Annotated in this window: 19 protein-coding genes; 12 read left to right on the top strand and 7 right to left on the bottom strand. The window is 44.4% G+C overall.

Features of this window, described 5'->3' with window-relative positions:
• Positions 1 to 131 precede the first annotated feature (131 nt).
• From F6J90_RS09215 to F6J90_RS09200, 4 genes are all read left to right on the top strand, one after another.
• Entirely contained in the window at positions 132 to 1,721 is a 1,590-nt protein-coding gene (locus tag F6J90_RS09215) for a DUF2996 domain-containing protein (protein WP_293092318.1), read from the top strand.
• Between the two features lie 626 nt (positions 1,722 to 2,347).
• The gene (locus F6J90_RS09210) at positions 2,348 to 2,479 is read left to right on the top strand and encodes a hypothetical protein (RefSeq protein WP_293092316.1); all 132 of its coding nucleotides are present in this window, start codon (positions 2,348 to 2,350) and stop codon (positions 2,477 to 2,479) included.
• Positions 2,448 to 4,232, top strand: a complete 1,785-nt coding sequence (locus F6J90_RS09205; protein ID WP_293094784.1) for a pentapeptide repeat-containing protein — start codon at positions 2,448 to 2,450, stop codon at positions 4,230 to 4,232. Before F6J90_RS09210 ends, F6J90_RS09205 begins: the two co-directional genes overlap by 32 nt.
• Positions 4,233 to 4,248: 16 nt before the next feature.
• Positions 4,249 to 4,413: a hypothetical protein gene (locus F6J90_RS09200; RefSeq protein WP_293092314.1), complete on the top strand. Its 165-nt coding sequence runs from the start codon at positions 4,249 to 4,251 to the stop codon at positions 4,411 to 4,413.
• Here F6J90_RS09200 and F6J90_RS09195 read toward each other — a convergent pair.
• Complete coding sequence (locus F6J90_RS09195; protein WP_293092312.1) at positions 4,397 to 4,732, bottom strand: DUF433 domain-containing protein; 336 nt, start codon at positions 4,730 to 4,732, stop codon at positions 4,397 to 4,399. The two genes, F6J90_RS09200 and F6J90_RS09195, sit on opposite strands and share 17 nt — an antisense overlap.
• A 67-nt stretch (positions 4,733 to 4,799) precedes the next feature.
• Here F6J90_RS09195 and F6J90_RS09190 point away from each other — a divergent pair, with 67 nt between their 5' ends.
• On the top strand, positions 4,800 to 4,946 hold the full coding sequence (locus tag F6J90_RS09190) for a hypothetical protein (RefSeq protein WP_293092310.1): 147 nt from the start codon (positions 4,800 to 4,802) through the stop codon (positions 4,944 to 4,946).
• Positions 4,947 to 5,082: 136 nt separating this feature from the next.
• On the opposite strand, the gene F6J90_RS09185 is transcribed toward F6J90_RS09190, so the two are convergent.
• Complete coding sequence (locus F6J90_RS09185; protein WP_293092308.1) at positions 5,083 to 5,265, bottom strand: hypothetical protein; 183 nt, start codon at positions 5,263 to 5,265, stop codon at positions 5,083 to 5,085.
• A 288-nt stretch (positions 5,266 to 5,553) separates the two neighbouring features.
• Between F6J90_RS09185 and F6J90_RS09180 the strand changes: the two genes are divergently transcribed.
• The 4 genes from F6J90_RS09180 to F6J90_RS09165 all read left to right on the top strand — a co-directional run bounded on the left by F6J90_RS09180 (position 5,554) and on the right by F6J90_RS09165 (position 14,655).
• Positions 5,554 to 7,035 (top strand): pentapeptide repeat-containing protein, encoded by a 1,482-nt coding sequence (locus F6J90_RS09180; RefSeq protein WP_293092306.1) that lies wholly within the window; start codon positions 5,554 to 5,556, stop codon positions 7,033 to 7,035.
• A gap of 276 nt (positions 7,036 to 7,311) precedes the next feature.
• A complete protein-coding gene (locus tag F6J90_RS09175) occupies positions 7,312 to 7,521 on the top strand; it encodes a hypothetical protein (RefSeq protein ID WP_293092304.1) in 210 nt (69 codons plus the stop codon).
• A gap of 238 nt (positions 7,522 to 7,759) precedes the next feature.
• On the top strand, positions 7,760 to 14,461 hold the full coding sequence (locus F6J90_RS09170; RefSeq protein ID WP_293092302.1) for a non-ribosomal peptide synthetase: 6,702 nt from the start codon (positions 7,760 to 7,762) through the stop codon (positions 14,459 to 14,461).
• 65 nt (positions 14,462 to 14,526) lie between these two features.
• The gene (locus tag F6J90_RS09165) at positions 14,527 to 14,655 is read left to right on the top strand and encodes a hypothetical protein (protein WP_293092300.1); all 129 of its coding nucleotides are present in this window, start codon (positions 14,527 to 14,529) and stop codon (positions 14,653 to 14,655) included.
• A 66-nt stretch (positions 14,656 to 14,721) separates the two neighbouring features.
• On the opposite strand, the gene F6J90_RS09160 is transcribed toward F6J90_RS09165, so the two are convergent.
• The 5 genes from F6J90_RS09160 to F6J90_RS09140 all read right to left on the bottom strand — a co-directional run bounded on the left by F6J90_RS09160 (position 14,722) and on the right by F6J90_RS09140 (position 17,507).
• Positions 14,722 to 15,222, bottom strand: coding sequence for a TerB family tellurite resistance protein (locus F6J90_RS09160; RefSeq protein WP_293092292.1), 501 nt, complete (start codon positions 15,220 to 15,222; stop codon positions 14,722 to 14,724).
• A gap of 297 nt (positions 15,223 to 15,519) precedes the next feature.
• On the bottom strand, positions 15,520 to 16,188 hold the full coding sequence (locus tag F6J90_RS09155; RefSeq protein ID WP_293092298.1) for a class I SAM-dependent methyltransferase: 669 nt from the start codon (positions 16,186 to 16,188) through the stop codon (positions 15,520 to 15,522).
• Between the two features lie 17 nt (positions 16,189 to 16,205).
• Positions 16,206 to 16,379 carry a hypothetical protein gene (locus tag F6J90_RS09150; protein WP_293092296.1) on the bottom strand — a complete coding sequence of 58 codons (174 nt, stop codon included), beginning with the start codon at positions 16,377 to 16,379 and terminating at the stop codon, positions 16,206 to 16,208.
• A gap of 67 nt (positions 16,380 to 16,446) precedes the next feature.
• Positions 16,447 to 16,842 carry a hypothetical protein gene (locus F6J90_RS09145; protein ID WP_293092294.1) on the bottom strand — a complete coding sequence of 132 codons (396 nt, stop codon included), beginning with the start codon at positions 16,840 to 16,842 and terminating at the stop codon, positions 16,447 to 16,449.
• Between the two features lie 164 nt (positions 16,843 to 17,006).
• On the bottom strand, positions 17,007 to 17,507 hold the full coding sequence (locus tag F6J90_RS09140; protein ID WP_293092292.1) for a TerB family tellurite resistance protein: 501 nt from the start codon (positions 17,505 to 17,507) through the stop codon (positions 17,007 to 17,009).
• A 497-nt stretch (positions 17,508 to 18,004) separates the two neighbouring features.
• Between F6J90_RS09140 and F6J90_RS09135 the strand changes: the two genes are divergently transcribed.
• From F6J90_RS09135 to acsF, 3 genes are all read left to right on the top strand, one after another.
• Positions 18,005 to 20,299, top strand: coding sequence for a pyridoxal-dependent decarboxylase (locus F6J90_RS09135; RefSeq protein ID WP_293092290.1), 2,295 nt, complete (start codon positions 18,005 to 18,007; stop codon positions 20,297 to 20,299).
• A gap of 403 nt (positions 20,300 to 20,702) precedes the next feature.
• Positions 20,703 to 20,858, top strand: coding sequence for a hypothetical protein (locus tag F6J90_RS09130; RefSeq protein WP_293081161.1), 156 nt, complete (start codon positions 20,703 to 20,705; stop codon positions 20,856 to 20,858).
• A 30-nt stretch (positions 20,859 to 20,888) separates the two neighbouring features.
• Positions 20,889 to 21,965, top strand: coding sequence for a magnesium-protoporphyrin IX monomethyl ester (oxidative) cyclase (gene acsF / locus F6J90_RS09125; RefSeq protein ID WP_293092288.1), 1,077 nt, complete (start codon positions 20,889 to 20,891; stop codon positions 21,963 to 21,965).
• The last annotated feature ends 131 nt before the right edge of the window (positions 21,966 to 22,096 follow it).

Genomic DNA, 22,096 nt, shown 5'->3' with positions numbered 1-22,096 from the left:
CAATAAAATGCACCTTGACCCGTGGTACCGGGTTTATCCCAATTAATTACGGTTTAAGAGTATCCCATCTGTCTAGCCCTTGCCCAGTAAGATAGGATTATCCAGACTAAAGATAACGACTTACATAAGCTATGGCGGAAGAAACCCTACCCTTGCCTAACCCTGAGGAAGCAAATACTCCTTCTGATACATCAGCAGAGAAACCTGCTGCTCAATCAGAAGATCAGCCTGCTGCTGTAGTAGACCAACCGCCGGTGGAAATAACTGAACCAATACCTGCGGCTCCATCAGAAGACCAGCCTGTTGCTAAATCAGAAGACCAGCCTGCTGCTGTAGTAGACCAACCGCCGGTGGAAATAACTGAACCGAAACCTGCTACACCATCAGAAGACCAGCCTGTTGCTAAATCAGAAGAGCAGCCTGCTGCTGTAGTAGACCAACCGCCGGTGGAAATAACTGAACCGAAACCTGCTACACCATCAGAAGACCAGCCTGCTGCTAAATCAGAAGAGCAGCCTGCTGCTGTAGTAGACCAACCGCCGGTGGAAATAACTGAACCAATACCTGCTACACCATCAGAAGACCAGCCTGCTGCTGTAGTAGACCAACCGCCGGTGGAAATAACTGAACCAATACCTGCTACACCATCAGAAGACCAGCCTGTTGCTAAATCAGAAGACCAGCCTGCTGCTGTAGTAGACCAACCGCCGGTGGAAATAACTGAACCAATACCTGCTACACCATCAGAAGACCAGCCTGTTGCTAAATCAGAAGACCAGCCTGCTGCTGTAGTAGACCAACCGCCGGTGGAAATAACTGAACCGAAACCAGCTACACCATCAGAAGACCAGCCTGCTGCTGTAGTAGACCAACCGCCGGTGGAAATAACTGAACCGAAACCAGCTACACCATCAGAAGACCAGCCTGCTGCTGTAGTAGACCAACCGCCGGTGGAAATAACTGAACCAATACCTGCTACACCATCAGAAGACCAGCCTGCTGCTGTAGTAGACCAACCGCCGGTGGAAATAACTGAACCGAAACCTCCTACACCATCAGAAGACCAGCCTGCTGCTGTAGTAGACCAACCGCCGGTGGAAATAACTGAACCGAAACCAGCTACACCATCACCAGAGCAGCCTGCTGCTGTAGTAGACCAACCGCCGGTGGAAATAACTGAACCGAAACCTGCTGCGATCGTAGACCAACCGCCTGGGGAAAAATCAGAAGACAAACCGGCGGCTAAAGCCCCTGCTGCTAAAAAGCCTGCGGCTAAATCAGAAGACAAACCTGCTGCTAAAAAGCCTGCTGCTACTGGGGCAAAAGCTAAAAAAGCAAAACCACCAGCAATTGAAAATAAACCCTTTACTGAATTTGTGGAACAACATTATTTGCCAGCCCTTAAGAGTGCTTTTGCCAAACAAGGTATTGATGATGTAGATGTGACTTTTGCTAAACAGAAAATTCCGATTCCGAGTTTGAGTCAAATGGATGACTGTTGGCAAGTAATGGGAAGTTGGCAAAATGGGCAACGTCAATTTAACCTTTATTTCCTAGACGAAGATATTAAAAAACAAAAGGCTTTCTCTGCGTCGGCTAATGGTGTTAACCCTAGTACAATCGAGTCTTTTATGATTGATGAACGGAAAGTGACTCTTGATCTAATGGTTCATTACACTATACAACGGCTAAATGCTCAGAAGTGGCTAATGTGGAATTAGTAAGTCTTGGCTAATGTTTAGGTAGATTTTCGGATTTTACCGAATCTACCAACCAAGATGCAAGCTGTTTTGATTATGGAGCGATCGCTACCTTTCGCTCCGGATCACAAGGTTGGTTTTAGGGAGTAGGGAGTAGGGAGTAGGGAGTAGGGAGTAGGGAGTAGGGAGTAGGGAGTAGGGAGTAGGGAGTAGGGAGTAGGGAGTAGGGAGTAGGGAGTAGGGAGTAGGGATAGTGGTAAAAAATATTGTTTACTTAATTAGTTTTTTCGGTAACTATTTTTAAGCTTTACTGCTACGTTTAATTATTACCGAAATAACCATAACTCTTGACTGTCAAAGGGGTTTGTTGCTACTCTTTTTTTTTTTTTTAGAATTGTATTATTCCGTATTTTCACTAGGGCTAAATCTTATAGCGCTGCGCCAAGATAATAGAAAAAAGGGAATGGGTGCTGCATGGCTTTATCATAACACCAAAAACTCCTCCCATAGCTTTATATCATGTCAGGATAATTACCCTTAATAAAAATATCCACCATCTCCCCACACTTCCCTTAATTATGGGTATTTAACCGGACTTGATATTACTCGCTTTCTAGCCTAATCAGGTACACAGGATTTTTTACCTCTTGCCTTTTGCCTCTTGCCTCTTGCCTCTTGCCTCTTGCCTCTTGCCTCTTGCCTCTTCCCTATTCCCTGTTCCCTGTTCCCTGTTCCCTGTTCCCTATTATGACAGATTTGAGCCAAGAAAACCCCTATAAAACACTAACTATAACGGCTTCGTCAAATGGTGTAGATAAAGCCAAAGCAGCGTTGACCAAGCTAGATTTTGAGTCTGAAAGTAATTTGGCAAAATCCCAAGGTCTAAGTGACAGTATAGTGACGAAGTTTTTTAATTTTAAACCAATTCAGCTGGATTCGTTTAAACGGATATGTCAGGCACTGAAATTAAAATGGATAGAAATTGCGGGAATAGCAGAGGAAAATCCATCGGAAGCAGTAAGCACAAACGGGCAGGATTCGGAAGCAGTAAGCACAAACGGGCAGGATGCCCATTCTACTGATAGGAGTAGCTCAGAGCTGGTGGAAGTAACTGTAATCGATAGACAACCTGAAACCATTAACGCTTCTATCGTCTTAACAGGGGATATAGATTCAGCTGAACTTTTAAAACGGATTGAATCTAGTTTACAAAACTCTTCAGGAGAGACTATCAAAATTAGTGATATTAAACGAGACAGTATCCAATTAATCCTAGAAGGTTCTAAACAGGATATCGAACGGCTTGTATCCCAGATCAAATCAGGAGAAGTAACAGAATTAAGCGGTTTTCCTGTTCAAGATATTCAAATTTTGAATAAAACCTCAGAGGATGATCAAAATAATGAGCTTGATCCTAAATGGCGTCTAGTCGAAGAGATTGCTAGCTGTGGAACTCTGCGTCGAAAGTTGAAGGGTGTTGACCTGAGTGATGCGGACCTCAGTGGTGCGGACCTCAGTGGTGTTGACCTCAGTGGTGCGGACCTCAGTGGTGCTAACCTCAGTGGTGCCTACTTCAAGGGTACCAATCTCAATAGTGTCAACCTCAGGGGTGCTAACCTCAGTGATGCTAACCTCAAGGGTGCCTACCTCAATGATCATGCTAAGCTCAGTGATGCCAACCTGAGTGGTGCCAACCTCAAGGGTGCTAAACTTTATGCTACGGACCTCAGGCGTGCCAACCTCAAGGGTGCCCACTTGAAGGGTGCTGACCTGAGTCTTGCCAACCTCAGGGGTGCCCACTTGAAGGGTGCTGACCTGAAAGGTGCTGAGCTCAGGGGTACTAACCTCAGTGATGCCGACCTCACTGATGCCAAGCTTAGGGGTGCCAAGCTGACTAACTCCAGAAATTATTTTATCAACCTAAGGGGTACTAACCTCAGTGGTGCCGACCTCACTGATGCCTTACTCAGTAGTGCTGACCTGAGCGGTGCCAACCTCAGTCGTGCCAACCTCAGTCGTGCCAACCTCAATAGTAGCGACCTCAGTGGTGCTGACCTCAGTGGTGCCTACTTCAAGGGTACCAACTTCATTGGTGCTGACTTCAGTGGTTCTAACCTCAATGGTGCCAACCTTAGTGATGCTGACCTCAGTAGTCGTGACCTCAGTGGTGCCAACCTCAGTGATGCCTGCCTCATCAATGCCAACCTGTATAGTGCTGACCTGAGTGATGCTAGCCTTATTGGTGCCTGCCTTACTAATGCTAACCTCAGTAGTGCCGACCTCAGTAGTGCTGACCTGAAAGGTGCCAATTTGAATCATGCCAACTTCAGTAGTACCGACCTCAGTGATGCCAATCTAAAGAGTGCTGACCTCACTGATGCTAAGCTGAGTCCTGCTATCGTGGACAATACCCAATTCGGAGATAACCCAGGACTTGATGAATCGATCAAGGATGACTTAATCAAACGAGGTGCAATGTTTGAGGATGTGCCAGGGGATAACTCGGAAAGTGTTACTCCTAGTGAAAGATAGGGATTCCCGCAAAAAAATGCGATTGGCCGTAGGCCACGCTACGCGATCGCATCAACCAAAAAACGCGATTGGCCTACGGCCTCAGCTTCCGCGCTTATGCGATCGCTTACAAATACTCAATACCCCCAACCATGTCCTCTGGAGTATATACGTCATACATCCGACTACTCACCCCGAATAGCCCTCAATCGTGACTCTAAAGGAGAAGGGGGACTATTGCGCTTCATTTGTTCCACAAACGCTGCACTTTCTGCGGTATGGCGGTCAATTTCTTCCCGATGATCGTAATAATAGGCCATTGCCGCATAAACCGCTGCCTTAGATAAATGATATTCAGAGGCAATTTCTTCTAACGATTCTCCCATCTCCAAATACATTTTGGCAATAGTTGCGACAGGCATTCTAGTGCCAATAATGCGAGGTTTCCCACCACAAAAGTCAGGATCTATAGCAATATACTCTGTGCTGATCTGTTGGATAGAGATTTGTTCAGAATTCATCAAAAATCCAATAATTCAAGCAAGAGGTATAATTATAGCGTTTCTTATGGCGTTGCTTAATAATGGAATGATTTTCAGAGTTTTCTGGAATGGGCATCTTGCCGTGGAATGGGCATCTTGGGTGGAACTGGCATCTTGCCAGTTTCATGCTTATTTTCGAGCGGGCAGGATGCCCACTCTACTCTTATTCATTCCTAAATTCAGCAACGCCTAGGGCGTGTTTTCAAAGTTTGTCGCATGATTATGATCCCCCCCAGCCCCCCTTAAAAAAAGGGGGGAGCCATACTCAAAGTCCCCCTTTTTTAAGGGGGATTTAGGGGGATCTCCGAGTTTGAAGACACTCCCTAGTTTTATTTACCTTTAGATTTAGGCAGTGACAGTCCCAAATAGCCTCCAAGTCCTATTTTTGCCATATCCATAAACGTGGGGCGGTATTGTTCATCAATTACCGCTAGGGTAAGTGACCCCCCAAGTAATATCGATATAATAGCAGCTTGAACCATTTCTTTGATTGTCAGAGTTTTATGACCCATAGGTTTTTCTTGTAACTGGTACGCTTGACTGCTACTTTTAATGGTTACTCACAAAAACCGAACCCTTGACTGTCCAATGGGTCAGTTGCTAATCTCTTTTGATTTCTGTATGATTGCCTTGTGACTCAATTGTGATTGCGCTAAAGGTTATGGCTCTGGCGGCAGGGAATAGGAAACTTTGGCTCAGGGAATTATTTAGTTTTGTCATTTAGGGCTGCATCGCTTACTATCTTGAATTGGTAAACACGATTACAGCTATTGCTATAGTTATCAAAAACTAGCCAGACGATGAAAAATTGTAGCCCAGGAAAAAAAAATAAAAAACTAACTATCACCGCTTCGTCAAAGGGTATAGAGAAAGCAGAGAAAGCTTTAATCAGGCTAGGATTTAACTCTAAAACTAACTTCGCAAAATCACAATTTATAAGTCGCAGTACAGTAACAAAGTTTTTTAATTTAAAGCCAATTCAGCTAGATTCCTTTAAACGAATATGCCATGCCCTAAAACTAGACTGGAGAGAAATAGTGGGAATAGAAGAGGAAAAGCGCTCAGAGCTGCTAACCACAAAGAATAGCAGTAGCTCAGAGCTAGTGGAGGGGGTGGAGCAAGGGCAAGCACCTAGGCGAGAAGTAACTGTAATCGATAAACAAAGTCAAACAATTAAAGCTTCTATTGTCTTAGAAGGAGATATAAATTTAGTTCAAAATCCAAAATTTATTGAATGGACTTTACAATTGTATTCAGGGGACAGTATAAACATTATTGATATTAAACCAGGCAGCATCCGATTAAGACTAGAGGGGTCTCCAGAGGATATCGAACGGCTTGTATCTCAGATAGAATCAGGAGAAGTAACAGAATTAAGCGGTTTTCCTGTTCAAGATATTGAAATTTTGAGGGAAAGGTCAGAGGATGATCAAAAATGGCGTCTAGTGGAAGAGATTGCTAGCTTTGGAGCTGTGGGTCGATACTTGAGTTATGCAGACCTGAGTGATGCAGACCTGAGTGATGCAGACCTCAGTCGTGCCAACCTCAGTGTTGCCAATCTGAGTGGTGCCGACCTCAGTGATGCCAATCTGATGGGTGCCAACCTGATTTATGCCAACCTGATTGATGCCAACCTGAATCGTGCCAACCTGAATCGTGCCTACCTGTATCTTGCCGACCTGAGGGGTGCCTACCTGAGGGGTGTCAACCTGAGGCTTGTCAACCTGAGTGATGCAGACCTGAGTAATGCAGACCTGAGGGGTGCCTACCTGAGGGGTGCCAACCTCAGTAATGCAGACCTGAGTAATGCTGACCTGAGTAATGCTGACCTGAGGGATACTTTCTGGAAGAGTGCCAAGCTCAGTGGTGCCCAATTGATTTGTGCCTACCTGATTCGTGGTGCCAACCTGATTGGTGCCTACCTGATTCGTGCCAACCTGATTGATGCTAACCTGAGGGGTGCCGAATTGAGTGGTGCCGACCTGAGGGGTGCCGAATTGAGTGGTGCCGACCTGAGGGGTGCCGAATTGAGTGGTGCCGACCTGAGGGGTGCCGACCTGAGGGGTGCCGACCTGAGGGGTGCCGAATTGAGTGGTGCCGACCTGAGGGGTGCCAACCTGAGGGATGCCAACCTGATTCGTGCCAACCTCAATAATGCGGAAGTTAAAAAAGCCCGATTCGAAGATAACTTAGGAATTGATGAATCGATGAAGCGTGACCTAATTAAACGAGGCGCAATTTTTAAGGATTTGCCAGGGAATCGCTCTGCTCTGAAAGTTTAACTCCTAGCAAAAGATAGGGATTACAAAAATTAGGAGGTGCTGATAATTTTTGGGAATCCGGTAAGCTTCAATCAAACAAATGGGATTGGCCGTAGGCCACGCTACGCGAACGCTTACAAATACTCAATACCCCCAACCATTTTTTCTAGAGTAGATAGCGTTTCTAATAGTAATCAAGTACACAAGATTTTTTCTCTCATCATCTAAAATCCAAAGATTAAGAAAAGTGGTGTATTTGTAAGTTTGACATGCAAAGGAGTGTAAGGGTAATGGAGGGTGAATCTCATTAAAGCTGTTTCACCCGGTGGGTGGAATGGGCATCTTGGTGGAATGGGCATCTTGGTGGAATGGGCATCTTGGTGGAACGGGCATCTTGGTGGAACGGGCATCTTGGTGGAATGGGCATCTTGGTGGAACGGGCATCTTGGTGGAATGGGCATCTTGGTGGAACGGGCATCTTGCCCGTTACAATACGCAACATTTTAAAATATGAGATACACCCATGGGTTTAAACTGGTAAATTTTACAAAACATATAAAGCTTGCTAACCTGATCAATAGGCGTTGCAAATTGATGGCATTATTTAGGAATATTATATCTTATATATAAAAGAGCTATAATTACTATAATTTAGTTTTTTTTAGTCAAAATTTGAAGCAATTGTTGGCAGTATAAACCCTAAAATAAACAACGTCTATAAATAAAATAAAGGGCACAGGAGTTAATGAATAAAACACAGAAGCAAAGCACAGGAGAGCTTGGGGAAAGGGAATATTGTAGAGGCGCTGCAACTCCTGAAAAGGTGGAATGGGCATCTTGCCCGTTTCCTAGGGTTACCGAATTACCATTATTGACGGAAAAAGAGCGTCATCAACTACTGGTGGCATGGAATGATACAGCAACAGATTATCCCATAGATAAATGTATTCATCAGTTATTTGAAGAACAGGTAGAAAAGAATCCCGATGCAGTAGCGGTAGTATTTGAAGACCAACAATTAACATATCGAGAGTTAAATTGTCGGGCAAATCAATTAGCCCATTATTTACAATCCTTGGGAGTTGGTCCAGAAATTTTGGTGGGGATTTGTGTAGAGCGTTCAATTGAGATGGTGGTGGGATGGTTGGGGATTATCAAAGCAGGTGGGGCTTATGTTCCTATTGACCCCGCTTATCCTCAAGAGCGCTTGAATTATATACTGGAAGATTCATCAGTATCAGTGTTGTTAACAGAATCTAAGTTGGTTGAAGAGCTCCCCTCAAGTCTTGCCCAGGTGGTTTTGTTGGATGCCGATTGGGATGTTATCAGCTCAGAAAGTCAAGAAAACCCTGTCAATCAAACCAAACCTCACAACTTAGCTTATGTGATTTACACCTCGGGGTCAACGGGCAGACCTAAAGGAGTTTTGATTCCTCACTCTGGACTTCTCAACTTAGTTTTCTGGCACCAAATCAATTTTGCGATCGCATCATCAGACCGCTCCACTCAGATAGCCGCAACCGCTTTTGATGCAGCCGTCTGGGAATTGTGGCCTTACCTAACAGCGGGAGCCACGATATATCTGGTCAAAGCTGAGACTATTCTCGACCCAGAAAAGCTGCGGGATTGGCTGGTGTTAAAGCAAATAACAATTACGTTTGTCCCCACGCCCCTAGCAGAAAAGTTGTTATCTCTGGATTGGCAAGAAAATATTGCTTTGCGAATTCTGCTGACAGGTGGAGATAAACTGTCTCAATATCCCAAGGATGCTATTCCGTTTAAGTTGGTCAACAACTACGGGCCAACTGAGAATACGGTGGTGACCACTTCTGGGCTAGTTACATCATCTGACCAACAGGATTTTGTCTCACCTCACATTGGTCGTCCGATTGCCAACACACAAATCTATATCTTAGACAATCACCTGCAACCTGTTCCCATTGGTTTTCCAGGAGAAATCCATATCGGGGGGGCAGGATTAGCTAGAGGTTATCTCAACCGCCCAGACCTGACCGAACAAAAATTTATCCCCAACCCCTTTAGCAATCAACCGGGGTCACGCCTCTACAAAACTGGTGACTTAGGCCGCTACAAACCTGATGGAAATATCGAGTTTCTCGGACGCATCGATAATCAGGTTAAAATTCGCGGTTTCCGTATCGAAGTCGGAGAAATTGAAGCAACCCTGATCCAACATCCCGAAGTGGCAGAAGTGGTAGTTATTGTCCGAGAAGATAATCCTGGTAACAAACAGCTCGTTGCTTATGTTGTTCCCAAGGTGGAACTTACCATTAGCAACTTACAGCCGTTTTCAGATGAATTGACCTCACTAACGAGAGCTGCAAGCCCCCTAAATCCCCCAATTCTGGGGGACTTTAACTCAATTTCCCCCCAAAATTGGGGGGCTAGGGGGGCGAAACTTGCTGTAAGGGACTTCCTCAAGAGTAAACTCCCTGACTATATGGTGCCTTCGGCCTTTGTTCTTTTGGAAGCAATGCCCCTGACTCCCAATGGAAAGGTTGATCGCCGTGCTTTACCTGCCCCCGATACTTCCAGTTTGGCAAGAGAGGTCAGTTTTGTTGCCCCTCGCAACTCCATGGAACTGGAATTGGCCGAAATCTGGTCAGACGTTCTCGGTGTTTCTCCCATCGGAGTCCACGACAACTTGATTGAATTAGGGGGACATTCACTATTAGCTATCAAAATTATCGGGCTAGTGCGATCGCGCCTAATGGTGGAATTACCACTGAATTCCTTATTTGAGTTTCCCACAGTCGCAGAGTTAGCCAAGGTCGTTACAGAAGTTGGTGACTCAGAGCGATCGCATTTGACTCAGCCACCCCTGGAACCAATTTCACGAAAGCAAACCATTCCTTTATCCTTTGCCCAAGAACAATTGTGGTTTATAACCCAGTTAGCTCCAGAAGCACCGCTCTACAACGAAACCTTTACCATTGATTTAGGGGAAGCAATCGATATCCCGGCATTGGAAGCAAGTTTGACAGAACTAATCCGCCGTCACGAAATTCTGCGTACCACTTATCCAGTAGTCAACGGTCTGCCAATCCAGGAAATTCATCCGCCATCTGCTTTTACCTTGCCCGTCATCGATTTGCAAGACTTTCCTGAGACGGAACGGGAAACAGAAGCATTGCGAATTGCTACCCAACAGCTTCGCAAACCCTTTGACCTGACCAAAAAACCGTTGCTGCGAGCTACTCTAATTCAGCTTGCTTCCACAGACTATCGGCTCTACTTGGCAGCACATCATATTCTGGTAGACGGGGAATCTATGGGCTACATAGTTTTTAAGGAGTTAGAAACTATTTATAGAGCATTTTGTCAAAGCTTACCCTCACCTCTGCCAGAGTTAACTATACAATATGCGGACTTTGCAGCTTGGCAGCGACAGTGGTTACAGGGAGAAATTATCTCGAATCAGCTCGCATACTGGCAGAAAAAACTGGAAAATTTACCCCAGTTACAACTTCCCACCGACCGTCCCCCCACCTCAAAAACAAGCTTTGCCGGTTCATTGCTGCGTTACACACTCTCACCAGAGTTAAGCGAACAGCTCAACAATTTTAGTCGAAAAGAGGGGGTCACCTTATTTATGACCCTAGCGGCAGCTATCAATGTTCTACTTTATCGCTATTCAGCACAGGAAGATATTGTCATTGGTACTGTTACCTCCCAACGTAACCGACCAGAGTTACAAGGAGTAATTGGATACTTTCTCAACACCTTAGTTTTGCGTAGCGACCTCAGTGGTAACCCTAGTTTTCGAGAACTATTAAAACGAGTTCGGAATGTGATTTTGTCCGCTTACGCCCATCAAGATTTGCCCTTCGAGAAGGTAGTAAGCACCCTTCATCCCGATCGCAAAGTCAGTCGAAATCCCCTTTTCCAGGTCATGCTTGCCCTTGAGCCTCCTTTAACGGAAGAAAACCAGCCCTGGACGGTAAGCCAGTGGGAAGTGGCTCCTGGCATTTCCAAGGTTGACCTGACCTTTAGTGTCGAAGAACGAGTAGAGGGTATCGTTGTTGCGATCGAGTACAGAACCGATCTGTTTGATACCCCTACAATCGAGCGGATGCTGGGGCATTTGATTACCGAGCTTAAGGGAATTGTTAGTAATCCCAATCAACGCATATCTGACTTACCTATTTTAACAAAAAAAGACCATGATAAGTTGTTGGTAGAATGGAACGATACCAATAGAGATTATCCTCAAGATAAGTGTATCCATCAATTATTTTACGAACAGGTAGAAAAGACACCACAAGCAGTAGCGGTGGTGTTTGAAAACCAACAATTAACCTATCGGGAGTTAAATAATCGTGCCAATAAATTAGCCCATTATCTGCAAAAATTAGGGGTTAAACCCGATACAATGGTGGGATTGTTTTTGAACCGTTCTTTGGAAATGGTAGTGGGATTGTTAGGCATCCTGAAAGCTGGCGGTGCTTATGTTCCCATTGACCCAACTTATCCCACTGAGCGTATTGCCTATATGCTTGACGACTCCCGGGTTTCTGTTTTACTGACTCAGAGTCATTTAAAAGCAATCCTACCGGAATATCAAGGACTTGTGATTGGTTTAGATTCAGATGGGGAAGTCATGGCAACAGAACTTACCCATTGCCCCCTAAATCCCCCAAACTTGGGGGACTTTGAGAGTAGTACCCCCCAGATTTGGGGGGTTAGGGGGGCAAAACCAACTCAACTTCGTAAGTCCTATGCCACTGAAAGTGAAGAAAATCCAGTCAGTGGCGTAACCTCTAAGGACTTGGCTTATGTAATTTACACCTCCGGTTCCACAGCCAAACCAAAAGGAGTTCTGGTTACTCACCAAGGACTGTGCAATTTAGCTAATGAGCAGATTCGAGTGTTTGACCTGAGAACGACCAGTCGGGTTCTGCAGTTTTTCTCCATCAGTTTTGATGGGTCAATATGGGAAATTGTGATGGCTTTATGTTCTGGGGCGCGATTGTGCCTTGTGCCGACCGAATCAACACGCTTAGGTTCTGACTTGAAAAAGCTATTACAAAAGCATTCTATTACCCATATTTCTCTGGTTCCCTCGGCATTAGCCACACTTCCCTGTGAGGATTTACCGACTTTACAGACTATTATTGTTGGGGGAGAGGCTTGTCCTCAAGAGTTGGTTAAAAAATGGTCAAAAGGGCGAAGATTCTTCAATGCCTACGGTCCTACTGAGTATACAGTCGGTGCTACTGTTGCTGAATTTACTGACAGGAATCAGAAGCTAACTATCGGTCGTCCGATTGCCAATACGCAAATCTATATCCTCGACAAACATCTTCAACCTGTTCCCATTGGCGTACCAGGGGAACTTCATATTGGTGGTGTGGGGTTAGCCCGAGGCTATCTCAACCGCCCAGACCTGACCGAGCAAAAATTTATCCCCAACCCCTTTAGCAACGAATCGGGGTCACGCCTCTACAAAACTGGTGATCTAGCCCGTTACTTACCCGATGGAACGATTGAATTTCTCGGTCGCATCGACCACCAAGTCAAAATTCGTGGCTTCCGCATCGAACTCTCAGAAATTGAAGCGGTACTAACACAACACCCCGATGTCCTCTGTGGGGTAGTCATTGACCGAGAAGACAGACCTGGTAACAAACGGCTCGTAGCTTATGTTGTTCCCAAAGTCGAACTTGCCATTAGCAACTTAAGGGACTTCCTCAAGACCAAACTACCCGACTATATGATACCGAGTGCTTTTGTGCTAATGGAAGCACTGCCACTGACACCGAATGGTAAAGTAAACCGTCGCGCTTTACCCGCACCAGATAGCTTCACCCAGGTAGGGGAAGATAATTTTGTTGCACCTCAGACACCTATGGAAAAAATTCTAGCCTCTATTTGGGCAGAAGTCTTGGGATTAAAAAGGGTGGGCATCAATGATAATTTCTTTGAACTGGGAGGAAGTTCCCTGCAAGCTGCATTTCTGGTATCCAAGCTAGAGGAAGAGATAAACCGTAACGTTTCAGTCAAGCTTCTATTTCAGCATCCGACTATAGCAGAATTAGCTGCAGCTATCAATATACTTCTTGCAGAAGTAGGGAACAGGGAACAGGGAACAGGGAACAGTGGACAAGAATTGACGGAAACACTATCAGAAAAATACTTTGGCAAGAAGTCTAATCAGTTAGCCAGTATAGATACATCTTTGAACCCAGAAAATTCCCAAAATCAACTTGATAAAACTACAACTAAATCGTTAAACCAAATAACAAAACCTCCTCAGTTCATACAGCTAGAACAGCGCTCATTACTATCCTTATTTGCTGTAGGTAAACTGGCATCAGTTGACGCAGCTGCTCTGGGTTATATTCCTATTTCATTCCTAAAAAACACCAGTTTAAGTCGCGATCAAATCCTTCAAAATTGGTTTGATAACCTGCCGATGTGGTATTGTATTATGCAGACTAAGTGGGGGAGGATAGGGTGCTTAATTCTTCCGATCTTCGAGGACCGACTATATAGAGACTCACAAAAACTCGTACAACTATCTGTTGAAGCCTTGGAAATGGCAGGGCTAATCGGTGCTAAAACCGTTTCCTTAACAGGTTTGATTCCCTCAGCAACAGATTACGGTCGTGCCATTGTCAAAGCTATAGAGGGGCGCAATGACTTACCGAAAATTACTACAGGACACGCTACCACCTGCGCTACTGTTGTTCTGACCATTAAGAAAATTTTACAGGTCAGCCACCGGTCTTTAGAGCAGGAAAAAGTCGCTTTCATCGGTTTGGGTTCGGTGGGGATTAGTACCCTTCGTCTGATGTTAAGAAGCTTACCGCATCCTACAGTAATTATCCTTTGTGATGTCTATAGTAAACGGGAGTTTCTGGAAAAGATTGAACAAGAATTAGTCTCTGCTTATGGGTTTCAAGGTCAGATTCGGATTGCCCCATCTGCGTCTGAACTCCCACCAGAAATCTATGACGCAAGTTTAATAATTGGTGCTACTAATGTACCAGATATCCTCGACATCAACCGGCTTAAGCCCGGTACTTTAATTGTGGATGATTCTGGCCCTCACTGCTTCTCGTCAGCACTAGCAATTAAGCGCTTTGAAGAGCAAAAAGATATTCTGTTTACTGAAGGAGGAATGCTGCAAGCACCGCAGCCGATAGAAACGGTCATTTATCTACCAGAAGCGATCGAGAACAGCATAGACAAACATTTATGGCAAGGTTATTCTCGGCAAAGCAATCCCCTGGATATAACGGGATGCGTTATGTCGAGTCTCCTATCTTCTCGTTTTGACGATATGGAACCTACTGTAGGATTATTGAATGTTGAAACTAGCGTGCAGCATTATCAAGGTTTAGAAAAGTTGGGGTTTGAAGCAGCAGACTTACATTGTGATGGCTATGTTTTACAAAGTATCTCGTTACGAAACCCCTACTGACTATTACCAACAGACTAACAGTAGCAATATTTGAAAAAACCAGTATAGCAATCCGTGTAGGAATTGTGAGAATTTTTGTTCCCTGTTCCCTACTCCCTACTCCCTACTCCCCACTCCCTGTTCCCTACTCCCTACTCCCTGTTCCCTGTTCCCAGATCCGCTGTTCCCTTTGCTATATAACCACTGCTGGTTGATGAGGATTTTAATTTACTGATAAGACAAGTAGATCGAAATCCTCTCTAAAAAGCTGTCAACCAGAATTAACCATCTGTTTCAAATAAAGCAATTCGCAGTCGATCGGTTGTCTCTTCCATTTCCGCCACGGACTCTAGGCTAACAACCACGCTGGGTTCAACTCCTAAAATTTCCGCCGCTTTAGCCACCGCTGCTTTTTCTTTTTCATGGTAGTTCCCATCAGCTCGACTCATCTTGATCGCTTGGTACAACATGGAGCGGCGAAAATTCACTGGAAAATCATACTTGATTCCACTCAATAGCTCTTCAATGTTAGCATTTTTCCAATCGAATTTGCGGAGGGTTTCAATGTATTCTTGAACGGCTTCAGAGTCTTCCGCCATCATTTTTTGTTCATCAATATACCACTGTAATTCTTCTTCTGCGAGTTCTCCATCTGCACCAGCGATCGCCAATAAGGCGCAGCCGCAATTTACCCCCACCTCCAAATCAACTGAAGCTTGAGAGGAAACGCCATATTTACGCTCAGCATATTTGCTCAGGTGGATACTTTTTCCACTGGTCATATTTTATTCCTTTTTTTATTAGTTTTGAGCATATTCAGTTTGATTGAATCAACTTTAGTTTAATTTGTCAACTCAATGTCAGGATATGCGCTACTTGAGGTGCTACTTGAGGTGCAATCAGCCATTCGCGTAGCGTGGCCCAAAGGCCAAGGCCAACGGCTGAATCCTTAAATGCGATTGGCCGTAGGCCACGCGGGGCGCGTTCGCTCACAAATACTCAATAACCCCAACCATTTCCTCTAGAGTAGATAGCGTTTGGAATAGTAATGAACCCACAATTTTAGCCTAGATGCTCTACTAGGTTCCTAATCGTCCCCAAAATAGAGCCACGCATCCAATTGTCTTGACTGAACTCTCTGAAAAATTATCTTCCATAATTTTCTTTAAGTCTTCTAAACTATCATTTTGATTATTAAAAATGTACTTTTTGTTATAAAAATCCATTAAACGCCTGGCCATAAAATTCCGTTCAACTCCCACCGTTAGAATAGTTGAACCAAAAATAACCCCACCAGGATTAAGTAAAGGCAAAATATTCTCAAAAACAACAGCTTTCGTTAGCATAGTTCCCGGTAAACAGTGAATTACATAATTAAATCCCACTGAATCAAACCCTTGAGCGTCAAACTGAATTGACTCCAAGATATTCCTTCTGTAAGCAACAGGATGATAACGTGCAACCCGACGAGATGTTACGTCTAAACAGTTGGTGTTTAAATCCATTAATGCCAGTCGAGGGGTATTTGTAGGAAAAGTGCAACGGTCTAGAAAATATCCATTCCCAACACCTATGTCAAGGTGATTACCTGAAATATGCTGATTGTAAAGGTCTAGTAGGTGGGATGATGGACATTTCCATATAAACTGATTAGAGATTCCTAGCACAGTTAGGTCGTACATAGCTAAAATCAGCTTAGTGTAAATAGCCTGTCCTGCCTCTACTTGTTCCTTGGTAATTTTTGTCATGATTGTCCTTTTATCCGCTATATTGATATGCTACCAGTTGCTCGTTGTATAGCAAAGGGAACAGCGGATCTGGGAACAGGGAACAGGGAGCAGGGAGCAGGGAACAGGGAACAGGGAACAAACATTCTCTCAATTCCTACACGGATTGCTGTAGTTGGGTTGACGAATAAAACCCAACCACCATTAATCATTATCTGTTTCGCTATCTTCCATTTCTGGAATTGCCAACAACAACTCTTCCTCTTGTTCTTCAAAATCCTACTCAGAATTATCAAAGTTTAGAACAGTTGGGGTTTCAGGCAGCAGACTTACATTGTGATGGCTATGTGTTGCAAAGTATCTCGTTACCAAACCCCTACTGATATCAAGTCGAATACCCATCATAAAAGTGTGGGGAGGGTGGGAAGGGTGGAGGGATGGGGAGATGGGGAGATGGGGGAGATTTTTATAAAGCGATGCAGCGCGGTCTTGGGGAGGCAGCGCGGTCTTGGGGAGGCAGCGCGGTCTTGGGGAGGCAGCGCGGTCTTGGGGAGGCAGTGCGGTCTTGGGGGTTCCCCCCATGAGCAACTGCCGTGGTTTCCCCCATGAGCGACTGCCGTGGTCTCCCCCATGAGCGACTGCCGTTCCCCCAGCGACTGCCGTGGTTTCCCCCATGAGCGACTGCATCAAGACAGGGTAATTATCCGGAGATCATATGACTATTACCAACAGAATAACAGAATAAAAAAACCAGTATAACTACTGGTGGTTGATGAGGATTTTAATTTACTGATCAGGCAAGTATATCGAAATCCTCTTTAAAAAGCTGTCAACCAGAATTAACCATCTGTTTCAAATAAAGCAATCCGCAGTCGATCGGTTGTCTCTTCCATTTCCGCCACGGACTCTAGGCTAACAACCACACTGGGTTCAACTCCTAAAATTTCCGCCGCTTTAGCCACCGCTGCTTTTTCTTTTTCATGGTAGTTCCCATCAGCTCGACTCATCTTGATCGCTTGGTACAACATGGAGCGGCGAAAATTCACTGGAAAATCATACTTGATTCCACTCAATAGCTCTTCAATGTTAGCATTTTTCCAATCGAATTTGCGGAGGGTTTCAATGTATTCTTGAACGGCTTCAGAGTCTTCCGCCATCATTTTTTGTTCATCAATATACCACTGTAATTCTTCTTCTGCGAGTTCTCCATCTGCACCAGCGATCGCCAATAAGGCGCAGCCGCAATTTACCCCCACCTCCAAATCAACTGAAGCTTGAGAGGAAACGCCATATTTACGCTCAGCATATTTGCTCAGGTGGATACTTTTTCCACTGGTCATATTTTATTCCTTTTTTTTATTGGTTTTGAGCATATTCAGTTTGATTGAACCAACTTTACTGCAATTTGTCAACTCAATGTATAGCGTTACGCGCAATGCAAAAGGCAAGAGGCAAGAGGCAAGAGGCAAAAGTTGACGTGCATTAGCACACCTAAGGTTTTAGGGAACAGGGAACGGAGCTTGTAACATAGACATTTTTTCATAATTCATCATCTAAAACCCAAAGATTAATAAAATCTGTGTATTTAGAGGTTTTTTCATACTTATGAGGTAAACATATTTTTTTCCCTATTCCCTATTCCCTATTCCCTATTCCCTATTCCCTATTCCCTATTCCCTATTCCCTATTCCCTGTTCCCTGTTCCCTGTTCCCTAAAACCTAGTACAAAAGTACCTCAAATTAACTGCTATATAAATTTTTATGACTAAAGACTATTGAGTTATTCATGTAAATGTAATATTTACATGGCATTTATCAAAAAAGGCTGATTAACTCAATGGAAAACTATAAAGGGAGCGGATTGAAGAAATTACGGAAAGCGGTTGGTAAGTTAGCTGCTACTCGTAAAACCCCTAAGGGTAAGGGACAGGGAAAGCCAAAGGGTAAGCCCATAGAAGAAATGCTCGGTGGTGAGGGTGAAACTGAGCGCAATGTAGAATCTTGGTTTTTAGGGCCAAAGGGTGAGAATGCAGCTCTTTTCCAAGAGCTAATTACCCAAGCACTTTCCGATCACATTGATTGGCGCAACAATTTCCATCCTGAAGATCCTTCCCCAATTCCAGAGGAAGTTAAAAACGATGAGGGTTTCCAGCAAGCAGTAACATTACTGCGCACAGAATTGAACGAGCTTCTGACGGAGCTGCGGAATTCAGGTCCGTTTTTCAGCATGCGCTATCAGGGACACATGCTCTGGGACCAGACTCTAGCAGGAATGGCTGGCTACTTTGCTGGGATGCTCTATAACCAGAACAATACTGCTATTGAAGCGGCTCCCTTCACCACCGTCTTAGAAGTTGAGGCGGCTAAAGACATCTGCGAGATGGTTGGCTATCAATACGATACCGAAGGCATCCCAGAGCCCTGGGGACACCTGACCTGCGGTGGTTCAACTGCTAACATTGAGGCGCTTTGGGCTGCACGTAACTTAAAGTATTATCCCCTTTCCTTGCAAAAGCCTCTCAATGATTCAAATTCGCCTCTTTATGTAGCTAACAACATGATGGTAAAACTGCCATCAGGAGATGACGCTCAACTGGCTACCTTAGATCCTTGGTCAACTTTGAATTTGGGGATAGATGAGATTCTGGGTCTCTCAGACAGGTTGGTAAATGAATACGACATTCAACCAGACACAGTCACAGAAGCCACTTCTCCCTACACTCTCCAAAACCTGGGTTTTGTAGACTTTACCAAGATATTTTTTGAAAATACTGATATCCAGACCCCGGTGATCTTTGTACCCGGTTCCAAGCATTACTCCTTGCCCAAGGGAGCAGCCATCCTTGGTGTAGGAGCAAACCAAATGCGGAGCATTCCCCTTGATATCCATGGACGGATGAACTCTGGTATTTTGAAAGAACAGATTGATCAGTGTGTAAACGAAAAGCGGCCAGTGATAGCGGTGGTAGCAGTACTTGGTACCACGGAAGAAGGAAACGTCGATCCACTCGAGGGAGTTTTGGATCTACGGGATGATTATCACCTCCAAAACATTGAATTCGCTGTACATGCTGATGCGGCATGGGGCGGCTATTTTGCGGCGATGCTGGAATCGCCGACTGTACCCACCAGCACAGAGGTTGGTGAACCAGTGCCTGTTCTGCCCATGAGCGATTATGTGTATGCACAATACGATAACCTTTACCGAACAGATACAGTTACAGTAGACCCTCATAAGACTGGTTACATGCCTTATCCAGCCGGGGCACTGTGCTATCGGAACATGTTGATGCGGAGTCTAATTGCCTTCGAGGCTCCCTACACTAATACTGGTGACTCTGAAGAACAAGATGAATATCTTTTAGGAACTTACGGCATTGAAGGGTCGAAACCCGGTGCCGCAGCAGCAGGAGTATACCTAAGCCATAAGGTTATCCCACCAGAACCCTCAGGATACGGCAAAATCCTTGGTCGAACCTTATACAACTGCAAAATGTTCCACTGGAAGCTGGAGGAGCTGAATGAGTCAGCCCAAGGCTATGGCGTCTTTCCAGTACCAATAGAAGACCCAGAAGGACCAATTAGCAATTATGCCAGTAAAAAAGAATTCAGAGACAAGCTACGCAGCCTATTAGCTGGAAAGCGTCCTAAGGAGATCTTGAATGGTGAGCATACCGAAGCGCTAGAAATGCTGAAGGAGACAGGAGCAGACCTGAATATTCTGACTTATGCCTTTAATTTCAAGGACAGTGAGGGAAATTGGAACCAAGACTTAGAAGCAGCGAATGACTTCAATCGCAAGATCTATGATCGGATCAGTTTGAAGCTAGTGCTTCCAGAAGAAGAAGACGAAAATGTTAATGCCCAATATAATGTGCTAGTTAGCACCACAGACTTTCAGAAAGATTATTACGGAGAAGAGTTTTTCAATAATTACAAACAACGGTTGTTACAACTTCCAGCTCCTGTAAATTCTGAAGAAGATAAGGAAATCACCGTGATGCGATCAGTGGTCATGGATCCATGGATTGCTGAGAACTTAGATGGTAGTTGGTTCCTCGACACTATTATTGCGGAGTTAGACAAAGTGGTACTCCAAGTTCTTGCAGAAATGAACAACAGTTCTTCTTAACAGTTCTTCTGTTGTTTAAATGTTGTTTAAAAGTAAACATTAAGCTATCAGCCAATAGCTAAATGTTTACCTAAAAAAAAGGGGGAATCGTAACAGTTCCCCCTTGACAATCCCCATTTTTATGTCAAAACTATAAAGATGATAACGAAAAAGGGAATAACTTGATTGAAAAACTTTATTAAATAATTCCTTTAGTTAAGTTATGTAACAGCTTTCACCGTTCAGGTTTGGTTAAGCTTTCAGGTTTGCTTAAGGATTCAGGTTTAAGCTACGGCAGGGGCAAAATGTGATAAAACTTCAAATTACGTTGCAACTCTTAACAAAAAAAAGCGCTTGAGATCACCAATACCCTGGTAAACTCATAAAGCAATATATAGCAATATATAGCAATCGTAATTGATTGGTGAAACTGACCCTGGGGCAAGGTGTTTCCTTGTGTTCCCTGTGTGGGGAATCTTTCTGGTTTCACGAGCTGATCCCGATTGCTAGGTCATTGTCATTGGTTTGGGCTGGGTTGAGTGACCCGGATCTGTCCACACCAGGCCACCGAGAATGGTAAGCAACTATAACAAGCAAGCAAGAGCTTAAGATGGTAGATTCCCTTAAAAAACCTGATTTTGAAGAAATCCGACCCGGTATAAAAGTTCCGGCGAAGGACACGATCCTAACTCCCCGGTTCTACACTACTGACTTTGAAGCAATGGCGAAGATGGATATCTCGCCTAATCAGGATGAACTCGAAGCCATCCTGGAAGAGTTTAGAGCTGACTACAATCGTCACCATTTTGTCCGGGATGAGGAGTTTAACCAATCCTGGGATCACATTGATGGGGAAAAACGCCGGTTATTTGTTGAATTTCTGGAACGTTCCTGTACAGCGGAATTCTCTGGTTTCTTGCTGTATAAGGAATTGGGACGGCGCTTAAAGAATAAAAATCCTGTGCTGGCAGAGTGCTTTACCCTGATGTCTCGTGATGAGGCACGTCATTCGGGATTCCTGAACAAGGCTATGTCAGATTTCAATCTACAGCTGGATTTGGGATTCCTGACTAAGAGCAAGAAGTACACCTTCTTTCAGCCCAAGTTTATTTTCTACGCTACTTATCTGTCTGAGAAGATTGGCTATTGGCGGTATATTACTATCTATCGCCATTTAGAAGCTCATCCTGAAGACCGGGTCTATCCAATTTTCCGGTTCTTTGAAAACTGGTGTCAGGATGAAAACCGTCACGGGGATTTCTTTGATGCGATCATGAGAGCTAAGCCGGATACGCTGAATGATTGGCAGGCTAAGCTTTGGTCCCGATTCTTCTTGCTGTCGGTGTTTGCCACTATGTATCTGAATGATGTTCAGCGGTCTGGATTCTATGCCTCCATTGGTTTAGATGCTCGTGACTATGATAAGTATGTGATTGAGAAGACTAATGACACTTCAGGACGGGTCTTCCCAGTTGTTCTGGATGTAGAGCATCCGGAATTTTATGAGCGTCTAGAGATTTGTGTCCGGAATAATGATAAGCTGAGAGCGATCGCTAACTCAAATACGCCTAAGTTCTTGCAAATATTCCAGAAGTTGCCCCTCTACATGTCTAATGCCTGGCAGCTCATAAAATTGTACCTGATCAAGCCGATTGATATGACGGCTAAACAGGGTGCTATGATCTAAAGTTTGCTCCGCTAACTGTTAGCTTCGTTTTTGTGGTGATTCTACATTAGGTAGGATCACTTTTTTTTGATTTACGCTGGGAGTCGGGAATCGGGAATCGGGAATCGGGAATCGGGAATCGGGAGTCGGGT

The sequence above is a fragment of the Moorena sp. SIOASIH genome, assembly GCF_010671925.1.
Taxonomy (GTDB): Bacteria; Cyanobacteriota; Cyanobacteriia; order Cyanobacteriales; family Coleofasciculaceae; genus Moorena.
The sequence above is the reverse complement of the archived record's forward strand: the minus strand, read 5'-3'. Positions and strand labels throughout refer to the sequence as shown.